This is a genomic window from Micromonospora sp. WMMD967 (assembly GCF_029626165.1).
In the GTDB taxonomy this organism is placed as follows: domain Bacteria; phylum Actinomycetota; class Actinomycetes; order Mycobacteriales; family Micromonosporaceae; genus Micromonospora; species Micromonospora taraxaci.
The window spans coordinates 1599507-1621588 of record NZ_JARUBK010000001.1 but is presented as its reverse complement, the minus strand read 5'-3'; the positions used below and the strand labels follow the sequence as shown (position 1 = coordinate 1621588).

Below are 22082 nucleotides of genomic sequence, written 5' to 3'. Positions count from 1 at the left end.
TCCGGCCCGGATCGACCGGACCGGAGCCGCACCAACGGGCTTCTCAGCCCCACACCTTCGAGTTGCTCATCTCGGTGGAGACGTAGTTCTCGCGGGCGATGCCGACAGCGCCGCCGATCTCGTTCAGGATCCGGTTGATGTCCCGGACCGCCGTGTCCCACTTGGCCTGGTGCTGCTCGTAGGCAACCCGGTCCTCGCCGTCCCAGTGCAGCTTGGACAGCATCGACCGCAGCGTGTCGAGCTTCTCGTCGATGGTCTTCGAGATGGCCTGCATCTGCTGGTTGCTGCTCTCGAGGACAGCGTAGTCAACTTTGATCGTCACGATTTCCTCCTCTGCTGCCTGCGGATCACGGGTTGAGAGCAGAGTGGAACTTGTCCAGCATCTGCTGCTGCTCTTCGTCGTTGACCTGGTGCGTCGTACCCGACTTGTCGAGCAGGTCGGCGATGTTGTCCATCGCCGTCAGCAGCTTGACGGTGTCCTCGTTCCATCGCGTCATCAGCGACTGGAAGCCCGTGGACGCCTGGCCCTTCCACGCCATCGCCAGGTCGTCGACCACGTTCCACAGCTTCTTCAGCTCGCCGTCAACCTCGCTGCGCGTGGACCGCACGTCACTCGCGGCGGTATGCAGAGTCGCTGCTTCGACCTCGAACGCCATGCTTCACACCCCTCCGTCATCTTGTGGTGGCGGCTTCGCCGCACCCCTCCCCCGCGGCAAGGCAGCAACACCCCACCGACGGACACTCCAGTGAAGACCGTAGCGGAACCCGACCAGCCCTCGCAGCCCTGACCACCGAAGCTCGATGGATGGTGGTGGATCGGACCAAGCCGGCTCGGCACATCCCACCGAACGACAGACGTCGGTCACGCCGGCTCGGCCCACGCGGTCTGGATCAGCTGCTGGCCGTCCCGCCGGCGGACCAGGGTGCCCCGACCCGGTGGCTGTGGACTCGGCCGCAGCGTCCCGAAGACCGCACCCTCCTCCCGGCTGCCGGACATCAGCAGGCCCGGGGAGTCCAACTCACGCAACCGTTGCAGCACCGGCTCGTAGAGCGCCCGGGACACCCCGCCGACCCGCCGCGTGATGATCAGGTGCAGGCCGATGTCACGTGCCTGGGGCAGCAACTCCTGTAGGGCGCTGAGCGGATTGCTGCCACCGGAGGCCACCAGGTCGTAGTCGTCGACCAGGATGTAGAGGTCCGGACCCTTCCACCAGCTGCGGTCACGCAGTTGGGCGGTGGTCACGTCCGGCCCGGGCAGCCGGTTGGACAACGCGCTGCGGATCGAGGCGAGCCCCTGCGCGAACGCCTGGTTGGACGGGGCGTAGTCCAGCAGGTGATCGCCCTCCACCGCACCGAGCAGACCACGACGGTAGTCGGCGATCACCAGGCGGGCCTGCGCGGGCGTGTACCGCTCGGTGATGCCCCGGGCGATCAGTCGCAGCAGGTTGGTCTTGCCGCACTCCGCGTCGCCGAAGACCGTCAGGTGCGGCTCGTTGACCAGATCCAGGTAGACCGGTGCCAGCGCCGACTCGTTGACACCGATCGGCAGACCGGGCGCCGACCGGTCGATGATCCGGGCCAACTCGCCCACCGGCAGCCGGCGGGGCAGCAGCCGCACCTTCGGCGCCGGGCGGCCCGGCCAGTTCGCCGCCACGTGCCCGGCCAGGGACACCGAGGCCTCACTGAGGTCGTCGATGTCCCGGCGACCGTCGATCCGCGAGATCGCCGTGAGGAAGTGCAGCTTGTCCCGGGTCAGGCCGCGACCGGGCGACTTCTCCGGCACGTTCGTCGCCGCCCGGCGGTCGATCTCCGACTCGGACGCGTCACCCAGCCGCAACTCCAACTTGGTGCCGAGCAGATCCCGCATGTTGATCCGGATCTCCGCCCACCGCACGGCCGTGAGCACCACGTGTACGCCGAAGCCGAGGCCGCGGTTGGCCAGCGTGGTGATGGTCTGCTCCAGCTCCTCGTACTCCTGGCGCAGCGTGTTCCAACCGTCGACCACCAGGAACACGTCGCCGAAGGGATCGTCGACGAACTCACCGGCGGCCCGGCGACGGCGGTAGCTGGCCACCGAGTCGATGCCGTGCTGGGCGAACCGCGTCTCCCGGTCGTCCAGGACGGCCACCACCTCGGCCACCGTCCGGCGTACCGCCTCGACGTCGCGTCGACCGGCCACCCCCGCCATGTGCGGGAGCCGCTCCAGACTGCGCAGCGCGCCTCCGCCGAAGTCCAGACAGAAGAACTGCACCTCACGCGGGGTGTGCGTGAGAGCCAGCGAGGCGAGCAGCGTCCGCAGCATGGTGCTCTTACCGCTCAATGAACGGCCGACGATGACCACGTTGCCGCCGGCACCGGCCAGCTCGACCATCATCGGGTCACGGCGCTGCTCGTACGGGCGGTCGACCACACCGACCGGCACTGTCAACCTGCCCCGGCCGGGCCAGGACGCAGTGCACAACCCGTAGGTCGGATCGACGGCCAGCGCGCCGAGCAGCTCGCCCAGACCCGGCGGATCGGCCAGCGGCGGCAGCCATACCTGATGGGCGGGGCGGCCCCGGCCCTTGAGCTGGTCGATCAGCACGTCGAGCATCGCCACTGCCTTGCCGTCGGCCGGTTGCTCCGGCTCGGGAGCGGCAGCCACCGGCATCTGCGGGAGCTGGGCCGGAACGAAGTCGAGGCCGTACGGCACGATCCGCCGCTGCACCAACGCCTGCGAGGCGCTCGCCTGCTGCCCCGGCGCCCGGTACGCCCCCGACACGTACGCGGCCCGGAACCGCAGCATCGTGCTGGTGTCGGTCTTCAGGTAGCCGTGGCCGGGCGCGTTCGGCAGCTCGTACGCGTCCGGCACGCCGAGCACGATCCGGCTCTCCACAGCGGAGAAGGTACGCAGACCGATCCGGTAGGACAGGTGCGTGTCCAGACCACGCAGCTTGCCCTCTTCGAGTCGCTGGCTGGCCAGCAGCAGGTGCACGCCGAGCGACCGGCCCAGCCGGCCGATCATCACGAACAGGTCGATGAAGTCGGGCTTGGCGGCGAGCAGCTCGCTGAACTCGTCGCAGATGATGAGCAGGCTGGGCATCGGGGCCAGCGGCTCACCGGCGGCGCGGGCCTTCTCGTACTCGAAGCGCGAGACGTAGTTGCCGGCTGCCCGCAGCAACTCCTGCCGGCGCACCATCTCGCCGGCGAGCGCGTCCCGCATCCGGTCGACCAGCGGCAGCTCGTCGGCCAGGTTGGTGATCACGGCGCTGGTGTGCGGCAGCGCCTCCAACGAGGCGAACGTCGCGCCGCCCTTGAAGTCCACCAGGACGAAGTTCAGCTCCTCCGACGAGTGGGTCACCGCCAACGCGGCCACCACCGTACGGAGCAACTCGCTCTTGCCGGACCCGGTGGCGCCGATCACCAGGCCGTGCGGGCCCATGCCCTCGTGCGCCGACTCCTTGAAGTCCAGTTCGACCACGTTGCCGTCCGGGCCGACACCGAGCGGGATGCGCAGGCGGTCCCGGTGCCCGCGCGGACGCCAGGTGTTCTGGACGTCCACCGTCGCGGCGTCACCCACACCGAGCAGGTCCGGTAGCTCCATGCTGCGGGCCAGCGGCTCCTCGTTGCTGGTCTGCTGCTGGGACAGGCGGTAGGGCGCGATCTGTCGGGCCAGCCCTTCGGCGGCCTCGGCGCTGAGCTGGTCGGGTCGACCCAACGGCGACGACGAACTGCCGCGCACCAGGTCGAGCGAGCTGCCGTCGGCCACGTCGAGGCAGAGCAGCCAGCGACCGGCGTCGCGCGGAACCGTGCCGGACAGGTCGATGACGGTCGTGCCGAGCAGCCCCGGCCCCACCAGCTGACAGGTCGGCGAGACCTCGCCACCGTCGATGACCACGACCAGGTGCGCGGCGGTGGTCAGCGGCTTCGCCTCGGGTGCGAAGCGGGGTCGTGCGGCCAGCTCACCGGCGAGCGCGGCCTCGGCCTCGGCCAGGCTGGCGAAGACCAGTCGGCGTGCGCCGGCCGCGTCTGTGCGGGCGCTGTGGTGGGCGTGTGGCAACCACTTCACCCAGCCCCAGGACGGCTGCCGGTCCGGCGCGGCGACCACGGCGATCACCAGGTCGTCCGGTGCGTGGAAGGTGGCCAGTTGACCGAGCGCGGCACGGGTCAGGTTGAGCACCGGCTCACGGTCGCCACGCAGCGCCACCCGGCTGAACGCGCGCACCGACAGGGCGGTCGGCAGCTCGGGCACTGTGGAGTGCGCACGGACGAACCGGCGGAGCGCGATGGCGCTCATCGGCTCCAGATCTTCGACAGGCTTGGTCTCCGGCGGGACGATCTCGACCGCCAGTCGCTGCGGGCCGAGGGCGATCCGGGTCTCGCCGAAGTCGTCCTCGGTGATCCGTCGCTCCCAGAGCCGACGGGACGCGGCGATCGACCAGAGCGCGTCGGGCTCCGGGTGCCGCCAGGCCATTGCGGCCCGCTGCTGCTCGGCCGCGCGCCGGGTGCGCTTACGCATCTGCGCCAGGTAGCGCATGTAGTCGCGGCGGTCCGCGTTCAACTCGGCCTTGTCCTTGCCGCCGCTGTTGGCCAGCGAACCGATGGCCATGCCGAGCATCGAGACACCGAAGAGCCCGCCGGCGACGTACGTCATCATGCCGCCGCCCTTGCCGGCGTAGAGGAAGGCCATCGCACCGACCCCGCAGAACATCGGCAGGATCATGAGCAGTTGCCCCATGCCGCGAGGCGTCGGCTCGGGCAGCTCGGGCGGCGACTCCAGCAGCACCTCCCCGCGAGGTAGGGCTGGTCCCGGCTGACGCGGGAGCCGGCGGAACACCACCGTGCTCACGGCTGTCTCCTCCCCAGAAGCGGCCCTGATGACGTGCCGTCGCGGACCGGAGCCCGCGGGTGGGCATCGTACGTGCCCGCCATCGTAGGTAATCTGCCGTGGGCGCGGTGGACCCGGACCGCAGCATCGCGGCCAGCCGATCGCAAACGCACACCTGGAGGCCACTGTGGCGACGAAGACGGCGACCGGTGGGCTGAGCCGGATCACCATCGTGGCTCCGCGTACCCGGATGGATCTGGCGCTGCCGTCGGACGTGCCGATCGCGGACCTGCTCCCCACCCTGCTGCGTTACGCCGGCGAGGACCTCGCCGACGAGGGCGCGCGGCACGGCGGCTGGGCTCTGTCCCGGTTGGGCGGTGCGCCGCTGGACGGCGGGCGCACGGCCACGCAGCTCAGCATCCGCGACGGCGAGGTGCTCTACTTCAACCCCCGGTCCGCCGCCGCGCCGGAGATCGTCTTCGACGATGTGGTGGATGCGGTGGCCACCGCCACCAACCAACGTCCCGGGGCCTGGCAGGCCGGTGCGACCCGGTCCTTCGCCGTGGTCTTCGCGGCGGCGGCGTTCGGCGCCGGCGCACTCGCCGCGCTGTTCGCCGGCCCACCACACCTGCCCGGCGCGTTGGCCGCCCTGTTGGTAGCGGTGGCGTTACTGGTCGGCGCGGCAGTGCTGTCCCGAGCCGCCGGAGACAGTCAGACCGGTGCGGTGCTGGCCATCGTCGGCCTGACGCACGCCGCCACCGGTGGTCTGCTGCTGCTCGCCGGTGACCGGCCGCTGACCGAGTTGGCCAGCCCGCACGTGCTGGTGGCGGCGACCGCCGCGGTGGTCGCCGGTGCTGTTGCCGTGTTGGCTGTCGGTGACCGGTACCCGCTCTTCTTCGCCGCGATCGGGGTGGCGGCCGCGACCGGCCTCGGCGCGCTGCTCTGCCTGGTCTTCGACCTCGACGCGTCGGCCTCCGCCGCGGTGGTGGCCGCTGTGGCGTTCGCCGTGGTGCCGGCGCTGCCGATGACCGCCTACCGGTTGGCGCGACTGCCGGTGCCGTCGATCCCGACCGGTCCGGAGGATTTGAAGACCGACACCGAGTCGGTGGACGGCCGGCAGGTGCTCCAGCGGAGTGAGCGGGCCGACCAGTTCCTGACCGGTCTGTTGTGGACGTTCGCGCTTCTGGTGCTGGGTGCGCAGGTAGTTTTGGCTCTCGACGGCCGGTTGTCGGCGGTCCTGCTGTGCCTGGTGCTGGCGCTGTTGTCGCTGCTGCGGGCCCGGCCGCTCCTGGGCCGCGCCCAGCGCACCCCGGTGCTGCTCGCCGGGACCGTGGGGCTGGGCCTGGCCGCCGCAGCCACCTTCACCGACGGGTCACTGCCGGTCAAGCTCGGTCTGGTCCTCGGCGGTCTGGTGATGGCCGCCGTGATCAGCCTGATCTACGGCCTCACCGTTGCCGGCAAACGCATCTCACCGGTCTGGGGCCGACTTCTCGACATCGCCGAGATCCTGCTGATCATCGCGCTGGTCCCGCTCGCCTTCTGGGTGTGCGGGCTCTACGGCTGGATCGTCAACCTCCGGCCCTGACCGCCCACCGCCACCCTGCCGTTCACTGCTGTCGCGAACGGGAGGATGCTCCCAACGCCGACGCGACCGGCGCGCTGGCGTAGATGCCCGGCCCGTGCTGACCGTCCACCGGTCGGGTGGACACGCCGGTCCGGTGCGCGACGTCACGGACCACCTTCAGCAGCGCCTCGACGTGACCGTCCATCGCGGCGATCCGGAGCAGCGGTGCTGCCACGCGGCCGTCCATCGACACCGTCGCGGCCACCGTGTGCGACGGCGCCGAGGTCGCCGTGATCGCGTCGACGAGCGGGCCGAGGGGCGCATCCGTTCGGCCTCGCAGCGCCATGCACCGGTGGGTCCATCCACCGCCGTGCAGCCCACGCCAGGTCTCCGTCGGCGCTTCCGGCCCCAGGTCCAGGCCGGCCGCCGAGACGATGGCGGCGCGCAGCTCCTCCCGGCCCAGCGGCCGGTGAGCCAGGCCCGCACCGGTCAGCGCCTTGCCGAGACGACCGATGCCGGCAGCCAGGGTCCGGTGCACGCCGGGCAGCCCGCCGCCCCGGCTCACCGCCTCGACCCGCGCGTCGCGGACGGTGAGGCGCAACGCCACCCAGACGGTCCGGTGCGCGGCCGGCGGCGCGCCGGGCGCCGGGTACCAGACCAGGGTGTGCGCGACGACCTGGGCCCGGGACACCGGGGCGCTGAAGTCGGCGAGTACGCGCAGAGCCCGGTCCATCGTGGACGCCTGCACCGATCCGACCGTCGCGCCGCTGACGGACTGCAGCGCGACCGCCGCGAACCACCCGTGGGCGTCCTGCCCGATGCCGAGCCGGGTGCCCCGATCGGTCAACTCGATGAAGCTCAGCTCGGGGGCGAGAGTGGCCAACCGTGGGTCCGTCGCCGTGCCACCGGCCACCGCGGCCGACGCGCGCTCAGCACGGCTCCGCAGCCGTCGACGCAGCAGCAGGTCCTCGAACCACCAGCGGCCTCCCCGTCGGGCGAAGGTGGCCAGGAGGACGAGCGCCCCCACGCCACCCGCGGCGGCGAGCAGCCAACCGGGCCCGGCCGACGCCGCCCAGACGCCCAGCACGCACAACTCCAGCACGACGAGCTGCCCGACCAGCACCGGGCCGATCCGCCCCCCACCGGGTCGGTCGCCCGGCGGCGTCGAGCGGGTCGTGGACGGGTCCGTGGCCGCTCGGGCGGGTCGTGCCTGAACCTGCGTCATCGCTGACTGTCCCTCCTGCACGTACGGCTCTGCGCCGGGTCGGTCCGACGTCGGCCACGAACGGTGGTCCCAAGGAACCCCGGTCGGCCCCTTATCGTAGGGAAGCCCGCGACGGCGCCCCGACCTGATCGTCGCGGATCCATCCTGCCGGAGGTAAGTCATGCGGACCCGCCGCGATCAGGTGCAGGCGTACCGCTTCGTCACCCGCCGGATCGTCTCCGCGTTGCTGTCGGGCGACCCGGAGACCACCAACCTGCCGATGCGAAGGCTCGGCATGGCTGTCTTCGGCAGTGTCATCACCGCTGCCGTCGTGCTCGGCGGGGTCGGCGCGTACGGTCAGCTCACCGGGAACACCGCGCCGTTGGAGGACCAGACCCTGGTCATCGAACGGGAGACCGGCGCGACGTACGTGTTCCTGGAGGGACAGCTCCACCCGACGCTCAACTACGCCTCGGCGCGTCTGATCCTCGACCAGCCGGACGCGACGGTGCGGACGATGTCCCAGGCCTCCCTGCGGGACCGGCCACGCGGGCTCACCCTCGGCATCGTCGGCGCACCGGACGCGCTGCCGGACCGCAAGTCGCTGACCGGTCTGCCCTGGTCGGTCTGCGACGTCCCCGATCCGGTCGACCCGCAGCGCTCCCGCACCCGGGTCGTGATCGACCGGGCGCTGCCCGGCGGCGTCCCGCTGGGCGACCGGGCGGCGCTCGTCGTCGTGGACGACCAGCGCTACCTGGTCACCAACAATGTCCGACTTCAGGTGCTCGGCGGGGACCAGACGATCACGGCGTTGAAGATGGCCGACGCCGCGCCGCTCCGGGTCGGGCAGCAACTGCTCAACGCCGTTCCGGCCGGGCCGCCGCTGCGCAAGCCGACACTGCCCGGCGAGGGCGAGTCCAGCACGCGGACGGTGGCCGACCGACCGGCCACCGTGGGCCAGGTGTTCAGCGCCGCCGGGCGGTTCTATGTGCTCACCCGGGAAGGGCTCGCCTCGATCAGTGAGATCACCGCCCTGTTGATGGTCGGCGGCGGCGGTCGGATCACTGACATCACGCCGAACCAGGCTGGCGAGTTGTTCGTCGAGCAGCGGGTCGAGGAGGAGGGGCTGCCGAAGACGATGCCCAGCTTCTACCCGACCAGCTCGGGTCAGACCGCGCTGTGCGCGACGTACCGGGCGAGCAGCACGGGCGGGCCGCCGACCACCACCCTGGAGGTCTTCGAACGGGCACCGGCCGAGCTGACCGAGGCCGATCCGGGCCCGGTGCCGGTGCCGCAAACCAGGCGGGACGCCGTACGGACCACCGAGGCGGTGCTGCTGCCCGGCGGCAAGGGCGTCATCGCGCAGGCCTCACCCGGTGCCGGGACCAGCGGTTCCGGCGCCGCCGGGTCGACGATCTACCTGATCAGCCCGCAGGGCATCCGGTACCCGCTCGGCTCGGCGGCGACGCTGGGGGTGCTCGGTTACGGCGGGGTCACCCCGCTGGCGGTGCCGGGCTCGCTGCTCTCGCTGATCCCGACCGGGCCCACCCTGAGCCGCGACGCCGCGATGTCGGTCTTCTCACCCGAGGGGCAGTGACCGGGACGGATGGCTGAGCAGCGATGACGGGTCGCCCCGCGTCGTAGGCGTGGACTAACCTGGATGTCGCTGTCGGTTGTCAACCAGAACGACGGGGATGTTGCCATGACCGGGCGTACGGAAGTCGACCTGTTGTCCCTTGAGGACTTCCACCAGAACCTGGCTTCGCGGCTGAGTCAGGTGGAGTCGGTGCTGCGCAAGCTCAACACCGAGATGCAGTGCCGGCCGCCGGCCCTCGGCACGTTCCTGGACGCCACCGACCAGGCGCGCCGCTACAGCGAGGTTCACCAGTCCTATGTCGACCAGGCCGAGCGGGTCCGGCAGGCGGTGCTGGCGGCACAGCAGGCGACGAGCACGATCCTGACCAACTACCGCACCGCCGAGGCGCGTAACGCGGCCAACGCCACCGATGTCACAGCGGCGCTGAACGGTGTCGATCGGGCGTTCGAGCCGAAGGAGGACGGGCGTGTCTGACTATACCCAGCGCTACCAGGGCAACACCCACCAGCAGCTCTATGACGGCGTCATGGCCGGTCAGCCCGAGCAGATCGAGGGTGTGGCCGCCCAGTGGGCCGAGCTCAAGGGCATCCTGGACGGTCTCGGCCGCGAGTTGAACGGCGACCTGGAGAAGCTGAGCAACACCTGGACGGGTTCGGCGGGTCGGGAGTTCAACCGGCGGCTCAGCCTGATCGTCGCCCACTCCGACGCCTTGGGCGACGGGATGGCCGGCATCAAGCAAGGGCTGACCATGATGGCCGACCATCTACGGACCGCCCGCAAGCAGGCCGAGAGCCCGGAGGAGACCGACGACAACGACAAGGCGATCTCCGGTGCGGTGAAGGGTGCCGCCACGTTCGGTCTGCCGGGCGCCCTGGTCATGGGCATCGCGGGCCACCAGCAGGACAAGGAAGAGCAGGAGAAGGCCCACCAGCGGATGGTGAACCTGGTGGCCGAGCTGGCCGGCAGTTACGAGATCTCCGCCTACGACCGGGTCGTCGAGGCCCGCCTGCCACATCCGGACACCCCGGACGCCGTCCGCAAGGATCCGACGTCCCCGTCGGCTGTTCCGACGGTCGCCAAGGCGAGTGCCGGGCCCGGCAGCACCGGTGTCAGCGCGCGCAGCGGCGACGCGACCATCGCGAGGCCGGACCGGGCCGCCGAGCCGCCGGGCGTCGGCGACGCCTCGGTCCCTGGTCAGCACGGCACGGGCACCGGTGGCGCGCCGGCCGTCGCCGGCGGTCCGATCGGCGCCGGCAGCGACTCCGGTTCGCGGAGCACCACGCTGGCCGGGGCCGACCCACTCGTCGGTGGGGCGCTGGTCGCCGGTGGCGCTGCCGGGCTGGTTGGGCTGTCCGGGCCGAGCACGGCGACCCTCGCCGCCGGTTCCGGGCCCGGCCTGCTCTTCGGCGGGCAGGGTGGCGCGCCGGCCGGCGGAGTCCTCCGCACCGCGACGCTCGCCGGTTCGGGCAGCACGCCGACCACGTCGGTTCGCCCGGCCGGTGGGGCCACCCCGGCTGAGAGCCGCGCCGCCAGCGGGATCGGGCGCAGCATGGACGGCCAGCGCGGCGGCCGGGCCACGGCCGGCGGCAGCAGCCGGCCGGGCGGAGGCAACTCCGGTGTGCTCGGCGGGCGGGGCCGACCCCAGGACGACGACTCCGACGAGCGGCTGACCTGGTTGACCGAGGATGAGATGGTGTGGCGCGACGGTGGCGAGGCCGCGCCGCCGGTGCTCGGCGGCGGCCACTGACCACGGCCCCGCCGCGGGGTGCCGTCGCCCCCGCAGTCAGGCGATGAACGACGGCTGTGCCCCCGAACGGACCTGATCCGGGCGGGGGCACCGCCGCCTCCGGGCGAGGTCGGCACTGTCCACTGTGCTCAGGGTGGTGGTGGTCACGGCAGATCAGGCCGTCGCCGTGCTGCGGTACACCGCGGTGGGGGATAGGTTGGTCGGGTGTCGTGCGCAGCCCCTGTCCGCCCAGCCCGGTGGGCTGTGCTGCGGTCGCTGCGCGACCTGACCCGACTGGCGGTCACCGCGCTGGTGCTGGCAGTCGGCCTCGGTGGCGCTCTCGCCGCGACGCCGCCGCCCACCCCGACGCAGCTAGGGCCGAGCGCCGTGAGCAGCCGGGTGGCAACGGTCCGCCCTGATGCGGGTCCGGCCACTGAGCGTGCCGGCCAGCCCGCCGCGCCGCCGACCGAGGCGGTCGACATCGTCACCGCACCCGTTGTGGTCGCGGAGGGCCCGCAGCACACGCCGGCCATCGATCCCGGCCGTGGCACTCCGGCGCGGCGCGGCCCGCCCGCCCGCTGATCCAGTTCCGGCGATTTCCGAGGCCCGGTCCCGGGTCGTCCGTCCGGCAACCGACTCTCCGCCGACGGGGCGACCCCATCACCTGGCTGACCGGCACCGTCGGGCTCCTCCTGCCACCCGTCGATACCCGCCTTCGACCGCGAGGTGCTGATCATGCAGACCATCCTCTCCGCCGCCCTGCCCGACCTGTCCCGCGCCGCCGTCATCTGGCTGAGCCTGCTCGGGGTGGTCGGCGTCATCGTCTTCGCGCTTCTGCTGCGGCCCGGCCGGCTCCGCATCGACCCGGGTGCCCGGATCCGCCGCGCGGCCATGCCGAGTCAGCTCGAACAGGCGCAGGAACAACGCGAGCAGAGCCGGTACGCGCAGGAGGTCGCGGTGGCCGCGGAGCGGGCGACCACCACCGCCCAGCGCCGTCGCGCGGAGTGGGTGACCGCGCAGGAGACCGTCGAGACAGCCTGGCAGGCGTACGAGGCAGCTGAGGCGGCAGTACGCCGGCTCGCCGCAGCGGCCGCGATGCCACTGCCGCACACCGCCCGGACGCCCGCCGAGTACGTGGACCGCGAACGCTACCTGCACCGTGCGGCGCTGAACGCGTACTGGCGGCGGGAGCTGTCGGTGGAGCAGCTCAGCGAGGTGTTCGCGCACCGCGACGGCTGGGACCCGCGGCTGCACCCGGTCGAGCAGGAGCTGGTGCTGCAACGGGCGATCCGCGACAACCTGGCGGCCCGGCATGCCGCTGCTCGCGAGCAGGAGCAGGTCGCCTGGCGGGCTGCGGAGTTGGCCGTGGCGGCGGCCCGCAGTCTGCGCGAGGAGGCGCACGCCGCCACCGGGCGACGGGTCGCGGATCCGTCGGTGTTGCCGCTCAGCGAGGTGGCCCGGTCGGCCGCCGAGCAGACCCGGGAGAACGTCGAGCAGACCCGGGAGAACAGGGTGACGGCGCGCGGTCGTGCGACGGTGCCCGCGTTCTGAGCCACCTGCCGTCCGGTGCGTTAGCGTGACGGCATGTCCCGACAGGCGTGGGTCCTCGTGGTGATCGCCGGCATCCTGGCGATCGCCACACTCGTCGGCGCCGTGGTGCTCGCGGTACGCGTGGTGCGTACGAGACGAATGTTGACCGGGCTCGGCGCGGGCGGAAAGGTCGCCTTCTACGGGGCGCTGATCTACACGATCTTCCCGGTCGACGTGCTTCCGGACCCGATCTACCTGGACGACATGGGTGTCCTGGCCGCTGCGCTGATCTACCTGACCCGGCTCGTGCACAAACGTCGGGCGGTCGGTCGGCGCCTGCCCGGTCAGCCGGACGCCCTGCCGGAGGGGGACCGCGCACGCCGCGTGCCATGATCGGGGCCGGTGCGGCGGACAGGGGGCGGGCATGGCGGGCGGTCATCGGCTGGACGTACACGATGAGCGGGTTGTCGCGTTCTGCGCGGAACGTCACCTTGCCACGCTGACCACCCTGCGGGCCGACGGCACCCCGCACGTCGTACCGGTCGGGGTGACCCTCGACCCGGCGGCCGGACTGGCCCGGGTCATCACCTCCGGCACGTCCAGCAAGGCCCGCCAGGTGGCCGCCGCGGGTCCGGCGGGAGCGGCGGTGGCGGTCTGCCACGTGGACGGCCGCCGTTGGCTGACCATCGAGGGCCGCGCGGTGCTGCGGTCGGACCGCGCCTCCGTGGTGGAGGCGGAACGCCGCTACGCCGAGCGGTATCGGACCCCCCGTCCGAATCCGGAGCGGGTGGTCATCGAGATCACCGTGACCGGGCTGCTGGGGAGCCTCTGAACGATCGGGGGCCGGTGGAATCCCGCCCGGCCTCCCGCCGTTACACCTGATCGCGACGGCCGCACCACGCCACCGGCGGAATGTCCGCCGGAGCACTGCCGTTACGTCCCCGGTGCGCCACGGCCGAACCCGCCGCTGGTCGCCCCCCGTGTTGAGCCGAGCGCCATTCCCGGTGCTGCGTCCTCCGCTGCGCGGAGACGTCAACCCCCGAACGGAGACTCGACCATGAATCCGATCGTCCAGAAGAGCGGTTTGTCCGTTGCCGGCCTGCTGGTCGCCGGTGGTTGCGCCCTCGGCCCGGCGGTAGCCGCCCAGGCCGCCCCGGCCGCTCCGGCTACCCCGACACAGACGTCGCAGAGTCAGACCCAGCGGTCCGCCGAGCGGATCCTCGGCGTCGACTACCAGGCCCAGCCCAACTTCTACTACTGCGGCCCGGCCGCGACCCGGATCGCGCTGTCCGCCCAGGGCAAGGCGCTCTCCCAGGACGAGGTGGCCAAGCTGCTCGGCACCACCGAGGCGGGCACTCCCTCGGCCCTGGACACCACCCGGGTGCTGAACGAGCTGACCGGTGGCAAGTACCGGACCACCGAGATCAGTGACTCCGTCGCCCGGCCCGACCAGGTCGAGCAGTTGCGTCGGGACGTCCTGGCGGCGGTGGACGCCGGCCGGCCGGTGGTCGCCAACATCAAGGGCACGACCGTCGACACCGACGGCAACCCGCACTCGTACGAGGGCGGCCACTACCTGACCCTCGTCGGCTACCGGGACGGTGGCGACACCATCCGGGTCGCCGACCCGGCCGACCCGGCGCTGGGCGAGTACTGGGTGAGCCTCCCGAAGGTCGCCAACTGGATCGCCGAGCGCGGCTACTCCTCCTGACCTTGGACGGGTTTCACCGGGCCGGTCTCTCCCTCGAGGGGAGGCCGGCCCGGCTCTCGTCGCGGGCACGGGAGGCGAGGTGTGCGCGGCGACGCGCTCGGATGGCCCGTGCCGGCCGCAGCCGGCGCAGTGTTCGCCGGGCCGGTGGGTGCAGCTCCGCCTCCCCGGCACCGGCGGCCCGCCGCACGATACGGTTGGCGTCGTCGGGTTCGTACCCGCAGGCCCGGAGCAGGTCGCTGGCCGCGGTACGCAGTCCGGTGACGAGTGACTCGCCGAACGACCCGACCCCGCTCACCGCCGCACGCCCCGCCAGTTCGGCGCACTCCTCGACCAGCCGGCGGGTGGCCTGCGGGTCCTCACCGACCTTGCACTCCGTACGCATCTCCACGACCGCCCGGCCGAGCCGACCGATCGCGTCCGGCAGCTCCGACGGGATCGGCTCGCCGTACTGCAGTGCTGTGGACGACCAGCGGGCCAGGGCTCGGCTGTCGAGCAGCAGACGCTCCAGGTGGTCGGCGCTACGGGCGTACCTGTGGAACTGCTGGCGGCGGTGCCAGCGGGCCGGAGCGATCGTCACCACCTCCTCCGCACCGCTCAGCGCGTCGTGCAGCCGACCCACATCGCTCTCGGTGTCCCGGAGCCGTCCCAGTACGCGAAGCGTCCCGTCGCCGTCACGTTCCCGCAGGGCCTGCGCCAGCTCGGCGAGTTGGTCGCAGAGCACTTCGAAGATCGGTGCCGCGGCTCGGTCCAGCACCCGCATCGGGTTGATCGGCAGCAGCAGCGCGACCACCACCAGTCCGACCGCTCCGCCGACGAGCGCGTCGAAGATCCGGGGCAACTCCAGACCACGGTCCATCGGGGCCAGCGTGGCGATCAGCACCGCGGTACCGCCGGCCTGACCGACCAGCGCGCCACCCTTGCCGGCCACCAGCAGCGCGGCGGCGATGGCCAACGCGACGACCACGCCGGTCTGCCACGGACCCGAGCCGAGCAGGTACCGCAGGGTGTCCCCGATGATGATGCCCAGCGACACGCCACCCAGCAGTTCGAAGGTGCGTCGGGCCCGCTGCCCGATGGCGGTGGCGATCGTTCCGACGGCGGCGGCCGGGGCGAAGACGTGCGACCCGGGGCCGAGCAGATTCTTGGCGAGCAGAGCGGCGATCGCCGCGGCCAGTCCGGCCTGCATGGAGATCACCAGGGTGATCTCCCACTGCCGGGCCCGGATCCGACCCGCCTCACCACCCCGGTGCCGCACCCGTTCGACTGCCTGGCCGCTCCGCTCGGCAGCCTCGTCGAGACGCGACCGATCCCGGTCGTCGGGTGGGCGGTCGTCGGCCATGGCGGCGGTTACCCCGGCCGGGCCAGGGCAATCGTGCCGGTCCGGCACCACCCGCCCTCGGGGCACCACCGGCCCCGTCCAACGCATCGTCGCCGGTGTGTTTGTGCAGCCCCGTGGGGGTACCAGGGCCTCACACCTCCCACCGATCCGCAACCGGTAAGGGGCCGTGAGATGACCAACCCACAGACCACCGACGACCGTGACGTCGTCGACATCCTGGTCGCCGACCACAGTGCCGTCGAGGCGCTCTTCGTCGAGCTGGAAACCCGGCAGGGCACCCCCGAACACCGCCGCCACCTCGTCGACGTGGTGATCGCCGAACTCGTCCGCCATTCGGTGGCGGAGGAGGCGTACGTGTATCCGATCGCGCGTAAGGCACTGCCCGACGGCAACGAGATCGCCGACCGCGAGATCGCGGAGCACGCCGAGGCCGAGCAGACCATGAAGGAGTTGGAGTCGACCGACCCGGCCGACAGCCGCTTCGACGAGTTGCTCGCCCACCTGACGAGCACGATCCGGGACCACGTGCGGGAGGAGGAGAACGAGCTCTTTCCCCGGCTCCGGGCGGCGACGGCGCGGGAGGAACTGGTCGACGTGGCCGCCAAGGTGGAGGCGGTCAAGGGGATCGGTCCGACCCGGCCGCACCCGGGCTCACCCGACCACCCGCCGGCGAACAAGCTGCTCGCTCCGGGCATCGGCCTGGTCGACCGGCTGCGCGACGCGTTGAGCGGGCGGCCCACCTCGGTGGACGAGCTGCGCGAGCGGCAGCAACGCTGAACGTCGTCGCTGTCCGACGAGAGCGCCCCGGGCCGCCGACGGTACGGCGACCCGGGGCTTCCGGTGGGTCAACGGGTCTGGTCGCCCTGGCCGGTACGCGCCTGCGCCTGGTCGACACCCTTGTCGATCTTGTCGGTGTACTTGCCGCCGGTGCGCTTGTCGGCCATGTCACCGGCCTTCTCCATGCCCTTGTCGACCTGCTCGTCGTGCTTGTTCGCGAAGTCCTTGGCCTTGTCCATGAAGTCACCCACGGCACTCCCCCTTCGGTCCGGTTCCCGAATTGCCTTCCCTCGCGCGGACAGCGCAAACGCCGGTCCGCGAACACGCCCCCGAGGGTTCCGATCCGGCGTACGATCCGCGCGGGCAGCGGCTGACGGGGAGTCGACGCTAAACGGGTGTCGGCGCACGCCCGGCTGGGTACCGACCTCGCCGACATCGAGGAGGACCGACATGGCGGCAGAGGAACCCGGAACCAGGCCCGGCGACCCCGGCCCACGGCAAAGTTGGGCGGCTCTGCCCTGGCTGGTCCGGACCGCGGTCCTGTGGAGCGCGTGCCTGGTGGTGATCGCCGCCGGGCTGTACCTGCTGGGCAAGATCGCCGTCCTGCTGGCACCGCTGGCCATCGCGCTGGCCGCCACCGTCTTCCTCACCGCGTTGCTCGACCCGGTACTGCTCCTGTTGCGTCGGCTGCGGGTGCCCGCGGCACTGGCCGCGCTGTGCACTGTGTTGTTGCTGCTCGGCATCCTCGTCGGTGTCGGTGCGTTGGTGTGGAACCTGACGGCGAGCCAGTTCGACCAGCTCAGCCAGGAGCTGACGCAGGGGGTCGAGCGCAGCCGAGACTTCGTGACGTCGACGCTGCCGGTCAGCGAAGCGCAGCTGGACCGACTGGTCGACCAGGCCCGGGAAGGGTTGAGTGGCAGCTCGCCGGATCCGGTGTCGGGCGCCCGGACGGCCACCGAGGTGTTCGGTTCCGCGCTGCTCGCCCTGGTGCTGCTCTTCTTCCTGCTCAAGGACGGCCGGTCGATGTGGCACTGGGTGCTGTCGCGGGTGTCCGGCGCGAACCAGAGTGTCGCGGCCGAGGCCGGCCGGGCCGGTTGGCAGACGTTGGGCGCGTACAGCCGGGGCACCATGCTGATCGCCGCGATCGACGCGATCGGCATCGGTCTGGCTCTGGTGGTGCTGCGGGTGCCCCTCGCCCTGCCGCTGGCACTGATCACCTTCCTCGGCGGGTTCGTGCCGATCATCGGGGCGACGGTGGCCGGCGCGGTGGCGGTGCTGGTGGCCCTGGCCGCGAACGGCCCCACCACCGCACTGCTCACCCTCGCCGCGGTGATCGCGGTGCAGCAGATCGAGGGCAACCTGCTGGAACCACTGGTCATGAAGAGGCAGGTACGACTGCACCCGGCGGTGATCCTGGTGGCGGTCACCGCCGGCACGCTAATCGCGGGGATCGCGGGCGCCTTCGTCAGCGTCCCGATCACCGCTGTGCTCTGGCGCGTCATCGACACCGTCCAGCAGCGCCGGTCCGCCTCGGCCCTCGTACCGACGGAGTGATCATCGGTTGAGGTGGGTGGTGAACCAGGCCCCCGCCTGGTCGGCCACCTGCTCAAGCGTCCCGGGCTCCTCGAAGAGGTGGGTGGCACCGGGGACGATCCGCAGCTCGGCGACGTCCCCCAACTTGGCCGCCGCCCGCTCGTTGAGCGTGATCACCTCCTCGTCCAGGCCACCGACCAGCAGCAACGTCGGGGTACGCACCTGGGCCAGGGCGCTCCCGGCCAGGTCCGGTCGCCCGCCCCGGCTGACCACGGCACCCACCCGGTTCGCGCGGGACGACGCCGCGACAAGTGCGGCGGCGGCTCCCGTACTGGCCCCGAACAGCCCGATCGACACGTCGCCGGCCGGCCGTTCCACCGCCAACCAGTCGACGATCCCGGCCAGCCGGCTGGCCAGCAGCCCGATGTCGAACCGGAGTTCGGCGGTGCGCGCGTCCACCTCGTCCTCGGCCGGGGTGAGCAGGTCCACCAGCACCGTGCCGAGCCCTCGACCGTTCAGCGCACGGGCCACCGCCACGTTCCGGGGGCTGTGTCGGGAGCTGCCGCTGCCGTGCGCGAAGAGGACGACACCGGCCGGCTGGGCTGGCAGCATCAGGTCGGCGGGCAGGTCCGCGTCCCCGACCGGAATCGTCACCGCTGCCTGTTCGTCCATGCCCCACCTCCGCGTGATCGCCTACCGCCCGCGTACCCCGCCGGCCGCGTCGCACGCCGCGTTTGCCCAGTGGGGCGTCGGGTACGCGACGAGCGACCGCAGACCGTGTCGGCGCAACCGCGCCCCGACGGATCGCGAGGATCGTCATGGCCAAGCAGCAGATCTCCGAGCAGCAGCAGAAGACCGAGCGGGCCCGGCGGGAACAGGACGCCCAGCGCAACCAGGACTTCGGGGACCAGGCCGCTTCGGCGCGGCTGCCCGACGATCCCAAGGCGGCGGCGCCCCGGGACGCGATCGGGCGCCCGTCCACCGGCGAACCGGTCTGAGACACGGTGACCGTCGCCCCGGTCTGAGACAGGTGGACCGGCGAGGCCGGTCCGACAATCGGTGCGAGGCGGTCGGGGCGGGTCATTCCGCCCCGACCGTCACTCTTCGTGCTCGGGCAGCCGCATCAGCGGAGACCGGCCGGGTGGCTGCTCGGGCGACGGGCCGGACGGCTCGGCCGGCGGCACCGGCACCGTCACCGGCTCGTCACACGTCACGCGTAGAAGTTGACCGTGGTGGCGCAACTCCACCACGTCGTCCGGGCCACCGTGGCGCAGCGAGTACGTCGCCTGGTGCGGCCGGACATCCACCCGCAACGCCAGCCCTCGCCACTGCAGGGAGAACTCCAGCCTGTCGAGTCGGCTGGAGAGCCGGGGCGCGAAGGACAGCTCGCCGTCGTGGTCACGCAGGCCGCCGAACCCACTGACCAGGGCGAGCCACGCACCGGCCAACGACGCCATGTGCACACCGTCGCGGGTGTTCTCGTTGAGGTCGTGCAGGTCCATCAGCGCTGCCTCGCGCAGGTAGGTGTGCGCCAACTCCGGGTGGCCCACCTCGGCCGCGAGCACCGCCTGGGTGCACGCCGACAACGACGAGTCGCGGACGGTACGGCGCTCGTAGTAGAGGAAGTTGCGCAGCTTCTGTTCGCTGGTGAACGCATCCCCCCGCCAGTGCATCGCGAGGACCAGGTCGGCCTGCTTGACCACCTGTTTGCGGTACAGCTCGAAGTACGGGTAGTGCAGCAGCAGCGGGTACTTCTCCGCCGGCGTGTGCGTGAAGTCCCACTCCTGGAGCCGGGTGAAGCCCTCCACCTGCTGGTGGACGTCGAGCTCCTCGTCGTACGGGACGTGGATGGAGGTCGCGGCGTCCCGCCAGCTCGCGGCCTCCTCGTCGGTGACCCCGAGGTGGTACGCCTCGTCCCGGTAGCGCAGCACCGCGTCGGCGGCGCTGAGCAGGTTCCGTTGCGCCATCAGGTTGGTGTAGACGTTGTCGTTCTTCACTGCGGTGTACTCGTCCGGGCCGGTGACACCGTCGATGTGGAACTGCCCGCGCCGGTCGTGGTGGCCGATCGAGCGCCACAGCCGGGCGGTCTCCACCAGCAGTTCCAGGCCGATCTCCCGTTCCAGCTGGGTGTCCCCGGTGACCATCACGTAGCGGCGCAGGGCATCGGCGATGTCGGCGGCGATGTGGAAGGCCGCGGTGCCGGCCGGCCAGTATCCGGACGACTCCGGCCCTTCGATGGTCCGCCAGGGGAAGGCCGCGCCCCTGAGGTTGAGCGTCTCGGCACGCTCCTTCGCCGAGTCCAAGGTGCTGTACCGCCACTGCAACGCGCTGCGCACCGCGCTCGGCTGGGTGTACGTGAGCACCGGCAGGACGAACATCTCGGTGTCCCAGAACGCGTGCCCGTCGTAACCGGGACCGGTCAACCCCTTCGCCGAGATCGGCCGCTGCTCCGCCCGCGCTCCGGCCTGGAGCACGTGGAAGAGACCGAAGCGGACCGCCTGCTGCACCTCGGGGTCGCCCTCGACCAGCACGTCGGACGCGTCCCAGAACTCGTCGAGGTAGTTGCGCTGCTCCCGGTGGAGGCCGTCCCACCCGTCGAGGCGGGCGCCGGCCAGCGCCGCGCCGACCTGGTCGCGCAGCGCGGGCAGCGACCGCCGACTCGACCAGCCGTACGTCAGGTACTTGATCACCCGCAGCTTCTCACCGGGCTTGAGCACGCAGGCGATCGTGGTGCGTACCCAGTCCTGGTAACCCTCGGACTCGATGGTGGTGTGGTCCGGGCCGTGCACCTCGTGCTCCATCGCGGCGGCGACCCGCAGCCCGGAGACCTTGGTGCGGTGGATCAACTGCCCGCCGTCCGGGGTGGTCAGCTCCTCCTCGGCCTGCAGGGGTGACTCCAGCACCGCCGCGACCCGGGGGTCCTTGCTCTGTGCCGGCAGTGACTCGTTGGCCACCAGCTCGGACTGCACGATCAGCCGCAGTGGGCCGTCGACGGCCTCCACCTCGTAGCTGATGGCGGCGACCGACCGCTGGGTGAACGAGACCAGGCGGGTGCTGCGGACCTTGACCTCCCGACCGGCAGGTGAACGCCAGTGCAGCTCGCGGTGCAGGGTGCCGGCCCGCAGGTCGAGGACCCGCTCGTGGGACAGCAACTCCCCGTAGCGCACGTCCAGCGGCTCGTCGTCGACGAGCAGCCGGATCAGTTTGCCGTTGGTGACGTTGACGATCGTCTGCCCGGACTCGGGGAAGCCGTAGCCCGCCTCCGCGTAGGGCAGCGGACGCAGCTCGTAGAACGAGTTGAGGTAGGTGCCGGGCAGGCCGTGCGGCTCACCCTCGTCGAGGTTGCCCCGCAGGCCGACGTGCCCGTTGGAGAGCGCGAAGACCGACTCGGACTGGGCCAGCACGTCCATGTCGAGCCGGGTCTCCCGGACGTGCCACGGCTCGACCGGATAGGCCCGCTCCCGGATCACGCGGGACCTCGTCCGCCGGCGGGCTGCTGGGTGGCGGTGCGGGCCGGTGACGGCGGGTCGGCGGCGGCGAGCAGGTCGGCAAGGTCCTTCACCACGACGTCGGCGCCGTGCGCCAGCAACTCGTCGGCCTGCCCGACCCGGTCGACGCCGACCACGTAGCCGAAGCCGCCGGCGCGGCCGGCGGCCACCCCGGAGAGCGCGTCCTCGAAGACGGCGGCGTGTGTCGGGTCGACGCCGAGCAGCCTGGCCCCGGCGAGGAAGGTGTCGGGGTGCGGCTTGCCGCGCAACGACTGGGCGCGGGCGACCAGCCCGTCGACCCGGGCCTCCAGCAGTGGTTCCAGCCCGGCGGCGGCGACCACCTCACCACCGTTGGCGCTCGCGGTCACCACGGCCCGGCGTAGCCCGGCTTCGCTCGCGGCCTTCAGGTAGTGCACCGAGCCCGGGTAGACCTCGACGCCCGAGGTGCGCAGGCGCTGCAACAACAGGACGTTCTTGCGGTTGCCCACGCCGTTGACGGTGTCGGCGTCCGGCGGGTCGTCGGGGTCGCCCTCGGGCAGCGTTATCCCCCGGGAGGCGAGGAACGACCGGACGCCGTCGGCGCGGGGTCGTCCGTCGACGTAGCGGTTGTAGTCCGGGCCCGGGTCGAACGGTTGGAACGGTTCACCGGAGCGGGTCGCCCACTGTCGAAGGAACTCGTCGAACGTCTGCTTCCACGCGGCGTTGTGGACGCGGGCGGTCTGCGTCAGCACACCGTCCAGGTCGAAGAGACAGGCGGTCACGTGAGCAGGTAGGCCCAGCACGGTACGAATCTATCCACCCCGCTG

21 protein-coding genes are annotated in these 22082 nt (G+C 71.9%); 12 read left to right on the top strand and 9 right to left on the bottom strand.

Annotated features, from left to right (window positions below; translation table 11 throughout):
- Positions 1 to 43: 43 nt before the first annotated feature.
- The 3 genes from O7631_RS07695 to eccCa form a co-directional block, all read right to left on the bottom strand.
- Positions 44 to 322: a WXG100 family type VII secretion target gene (locus O7631_RS07695; protein WP_203174913.1), complete on the bottom strand. Its 279-nt coding sequence runs from the start codon at positions 320 to 322 to the stop codon at positions 44 to 46.
- A 25-nt stretch (positions 323 to 347) separates the two neighbouring features.
- Positions 348 to 656 carry a WXG100 family type VII secretion target gene (locus O7631_RS07690; protein ID WP_088986628.1) on the bottom strand — a complete coding sequence of 103 codons (309 nt, stop codon included), beginning with the start codon at positions 654 to 656 and terminating at the stop codon, positions 348 to 350.
- Between the two features lie 206 nt (positions 657 to 862).
- The gene (gene eccCa / locus O7631_RS07685) at positions 863 to 4828 is read right to left on the bottom strand and encodes a type VII secretion protein EccCa (protein WP_278143634.1); all 3966 of its coding nucleotides are present in this window, start codon (positions 4826 to 4828) and stop codon (positions 863 to 865) included.
- 166 nt (positions 4829 to 4994) lie between these two features.
- Here eccCa and eccD point away from each other — a divergent pair, with 166 nt between their 5' ends.
- A complete protein-coding gene (gene eccD / locus O7631_RS07680; RefSeq protein ID WP_278143633.1) occupies positions 4995 to 6392 on the top strand; it encodes a type VII secretion integral membrane protein EccD in 1398 nt (465 codons plus the stop codon).
- A gap of 22 nt (positions 6393 to 6414) precedes the next feature.
- Here eccD and O7631_RS07675 read toward each other — a convergent pair whose 3' ends face one another.
- Positions 6415 to 7596: a type VII secretion protein EccE gene (locus O7631_RS07675; protein WP_278143632.1), complete on the bottom strand. Its 1182-nt coding sequence runs from the start codon at positions 7594 to 7596 to the stop codon at positions 6415 to 6417.
- 160 nt (positions 7597 to 7756) lie between these two features.
- Here O7631_RS07675 and eccB point away from each other — a divergent pair, with 160 nt between their 5' ends.
- From eccB to O7631_RS07635, 8 genes are all read left to right on the top strand, one after another.
- The gene (gene eccB / locus O7631_RS07670) at positions 7757 to 9172 is read left to right on the top strand and encodes a type VII secretion protein EccB (RefSeq protein ID WP_278143631.1); all 1416 of its coding nucleotides are present in this window, start codon (positions 7757 to 7759) and stop codon (positions 9170 to 9172) included.
- Between the two features lie 105 nt (positions 9173 to 9277).
- Positions 9278 to 9646, top strand: a complete 369-nt coding sequence (locus O7631_RS07665) for a hypothetical protein (protein WP_269681371.1) — start codon at positions 9278 to 9280, stop codon at positions 9644 to 9646.
- Positions 9639 to 10919, top strand: a complete 1281-nt coding sequence (locus O7631_RS07660; protein ID WP_278143630.1) for a WXG100 family type VII secretion target — start codon at positions 9639 to 9641, stop codon at positions 10917 to 10919. The genes O7631_RS07665 and O7631_RS07660 overlap by 8 nt, the downstream gene beginning before the upstream one ends.
- A 243-nt stretch (positions 10920 to 11162) precedes the next feature.
- Positions 11163 to 11480, top strand: coding sequence for a hypothetical protein (locus O7631_RS07655; protein WP_278143629.1), 318 nt, complete (start codon positions 11163 to 11165; stop codon positions 11478 to 11480).
- Positions 11481 to 11633: 153 nt separating this feature from the next.
- Positions 11634 to 12449, top strand: a complete 816-nt coding sequence (locus tag O7631_RS07650; RefSeq protein WP_278143628.1) for a hypothetical protein — start codon at positions 11634 to 11636, stop codon at positions 12447 to 12449.
- Between the two features lie 33 nt (positions 12450 to 12482).
- Entirely contained in the window at positions 12483 to 12821 is a 339-nt protein-coding gene (locus O7631_RS07645; protein WP_278143627.1) for a YkvA family protein, read from the top strand.
- A 31-nt stretch (positions 12822 to 12852) separates the two neighbouring features.
- Positions 12853 to 13260: a TIGR03618 family F420-dependent PPOX class oxidoreductase gene (locus O7631_RS07640; RefSeq protein WP_278143626.1), complete on the top strand. Its 408-nt coding sequence runs from the start codon at positions 12853 to 12855 to the stop codon at positions 13258 to 13260.
- Positions 13261 to 13485: 225 nt separating this feature from the next.
- Positions 13486 to 14139 carry a C39 family peptidase gene (locus O7631_RS07635; protein ID WP_278143625.1) on the top strand — a complete coding sequence of 218 codons (654 nt, stop codon included), beginning with the start codon at positions 13486 to 13488 and terminating at the stop codon, positions 14137 to 14139.
- Between the two features lie 13 nt (positions 14140 to 14152).
- Here O7631_RS07635 and O7631_RS07630 read toward each other — a convergent pair whose 3' ends face one another.
- The gene (locus O7631_RS07630; RefSeq protein ID WP_278143624.1) at positions 14153 to 15478 is read right to left on the bottom strand and encodes an FUSC family protein; all 1326 of its coding nucleotides are present in this window, start codon (positions 15476 to 15478) and stop codon (positions 14153 to 14155) included.
- 171 nt (positions 15479 to 15649) lie between these two features.
- On the opposite strand from O7631_RS07630, the gene O7631_RS07625 reads away from it, so the two are divergent.
- Positions 15650 to 16255 carry a hemerythrin domain-containing protein gene (locus tag O7631_RS07625; protein ID WP_278143623.1) on the top strand — a complete coding sequence of 202 codons (606 nt, stop codon included), beginning with the start codon at positions 15650 to 15652 and terminating at the stop codon, positions 16253 to 16255.
- A gap of 68 nt (positions 16256 to 16323) precedes the next feature.
- On the opposite strand, the gene O7631_RS07620 is transcribed toward O7631_RS07625, so the two are convergent.
- A complete protein-coding gene (locus O7631_RS07620; protein WP_145786047.1) occupies positions 16324 to 16506 on the bottom strand; it encodes an antitoxin in 183 nt (60 codons plus the stop codon).
- A gap of 199 nt (positions 16507 to 16705) precedes the next feature.
- On the opposite strand from O7631_RS07620, the gene O7631_RS07615 reads away from it, so the two are divergent.
- On the top strand, positions 16706 to 17809 hold the full coding sequence (locus O7631_RS07615; RefSeq protein ID WP_278143622.1) for an AI-2E family transporter: 1104 nt from the start codon (positions 16706 to 16708) through the stop codon (positions 17807 to 17809).
- On the opposite strand, the gene O7631_RS07610 is transcribed toward O7631_RS07615, so the two are convergent.
- Positions 17810 to 18460 carry a dienelactone hydrolase family protein gene (locus O7631_RS07610; protein ID WP_278143621.1) on the bottom strand — a complete coding sequence of 217 codons (651 nt, stop codon included), beginning with the start codon at positions 18458 to 18460 and terminating at the stop codon, positions 17810 to 17812.
- A 146-nt stretch (positions 18461 to 18606) separates the two neighbouring features.
- On the opposite strand from O7631_RS07610, the gene O7631_RS07605 reads away from it, so the two are divergent.
- Positions 18607 to 18786 (top strand): hypothetical protein, encoded by a 180-nt coding sequence (locus O7631_RS07605; RefSeq protein ID WP_278143620.1) that lies wholly within the window; start codon positions 18607 to 18609, stop codon positions 18784 to 18786.
- Positions 18787 to 18885: 99 nt separating this feature from the next.
- On the opposite strand, the gene O7631_RS07600 is transcribed toward O7631_RS07605, so the two are convergent.
- Complete coding sequence (locus O7631_RS07600) at positions 18886 to 21258, bottom strand: glycoside hydrolase family 65 protein (protein WP_278143619.1); 2373 nt, start codon at positions 21256 to 21258, stop codon at positions 18886 to 18888.
- Complete coding sequence (locus tag O7631_RS07595) at positions 21255 to 22058, bottom strand: beta-phosphoglucomutase family hydrolase (RefSeq protein ID WP_278143618.1); 804 nt, start codon at positions 22056 to 22058, stop codon at positions 21255 to 21257. The genes O7631_RS07600 and O7631_RS07595 overlap by 4 nt, the downstream gene beginning before the upstream one ends.
- Positions 22059 to 22082 lie beyond the last annotated feature (24 nt).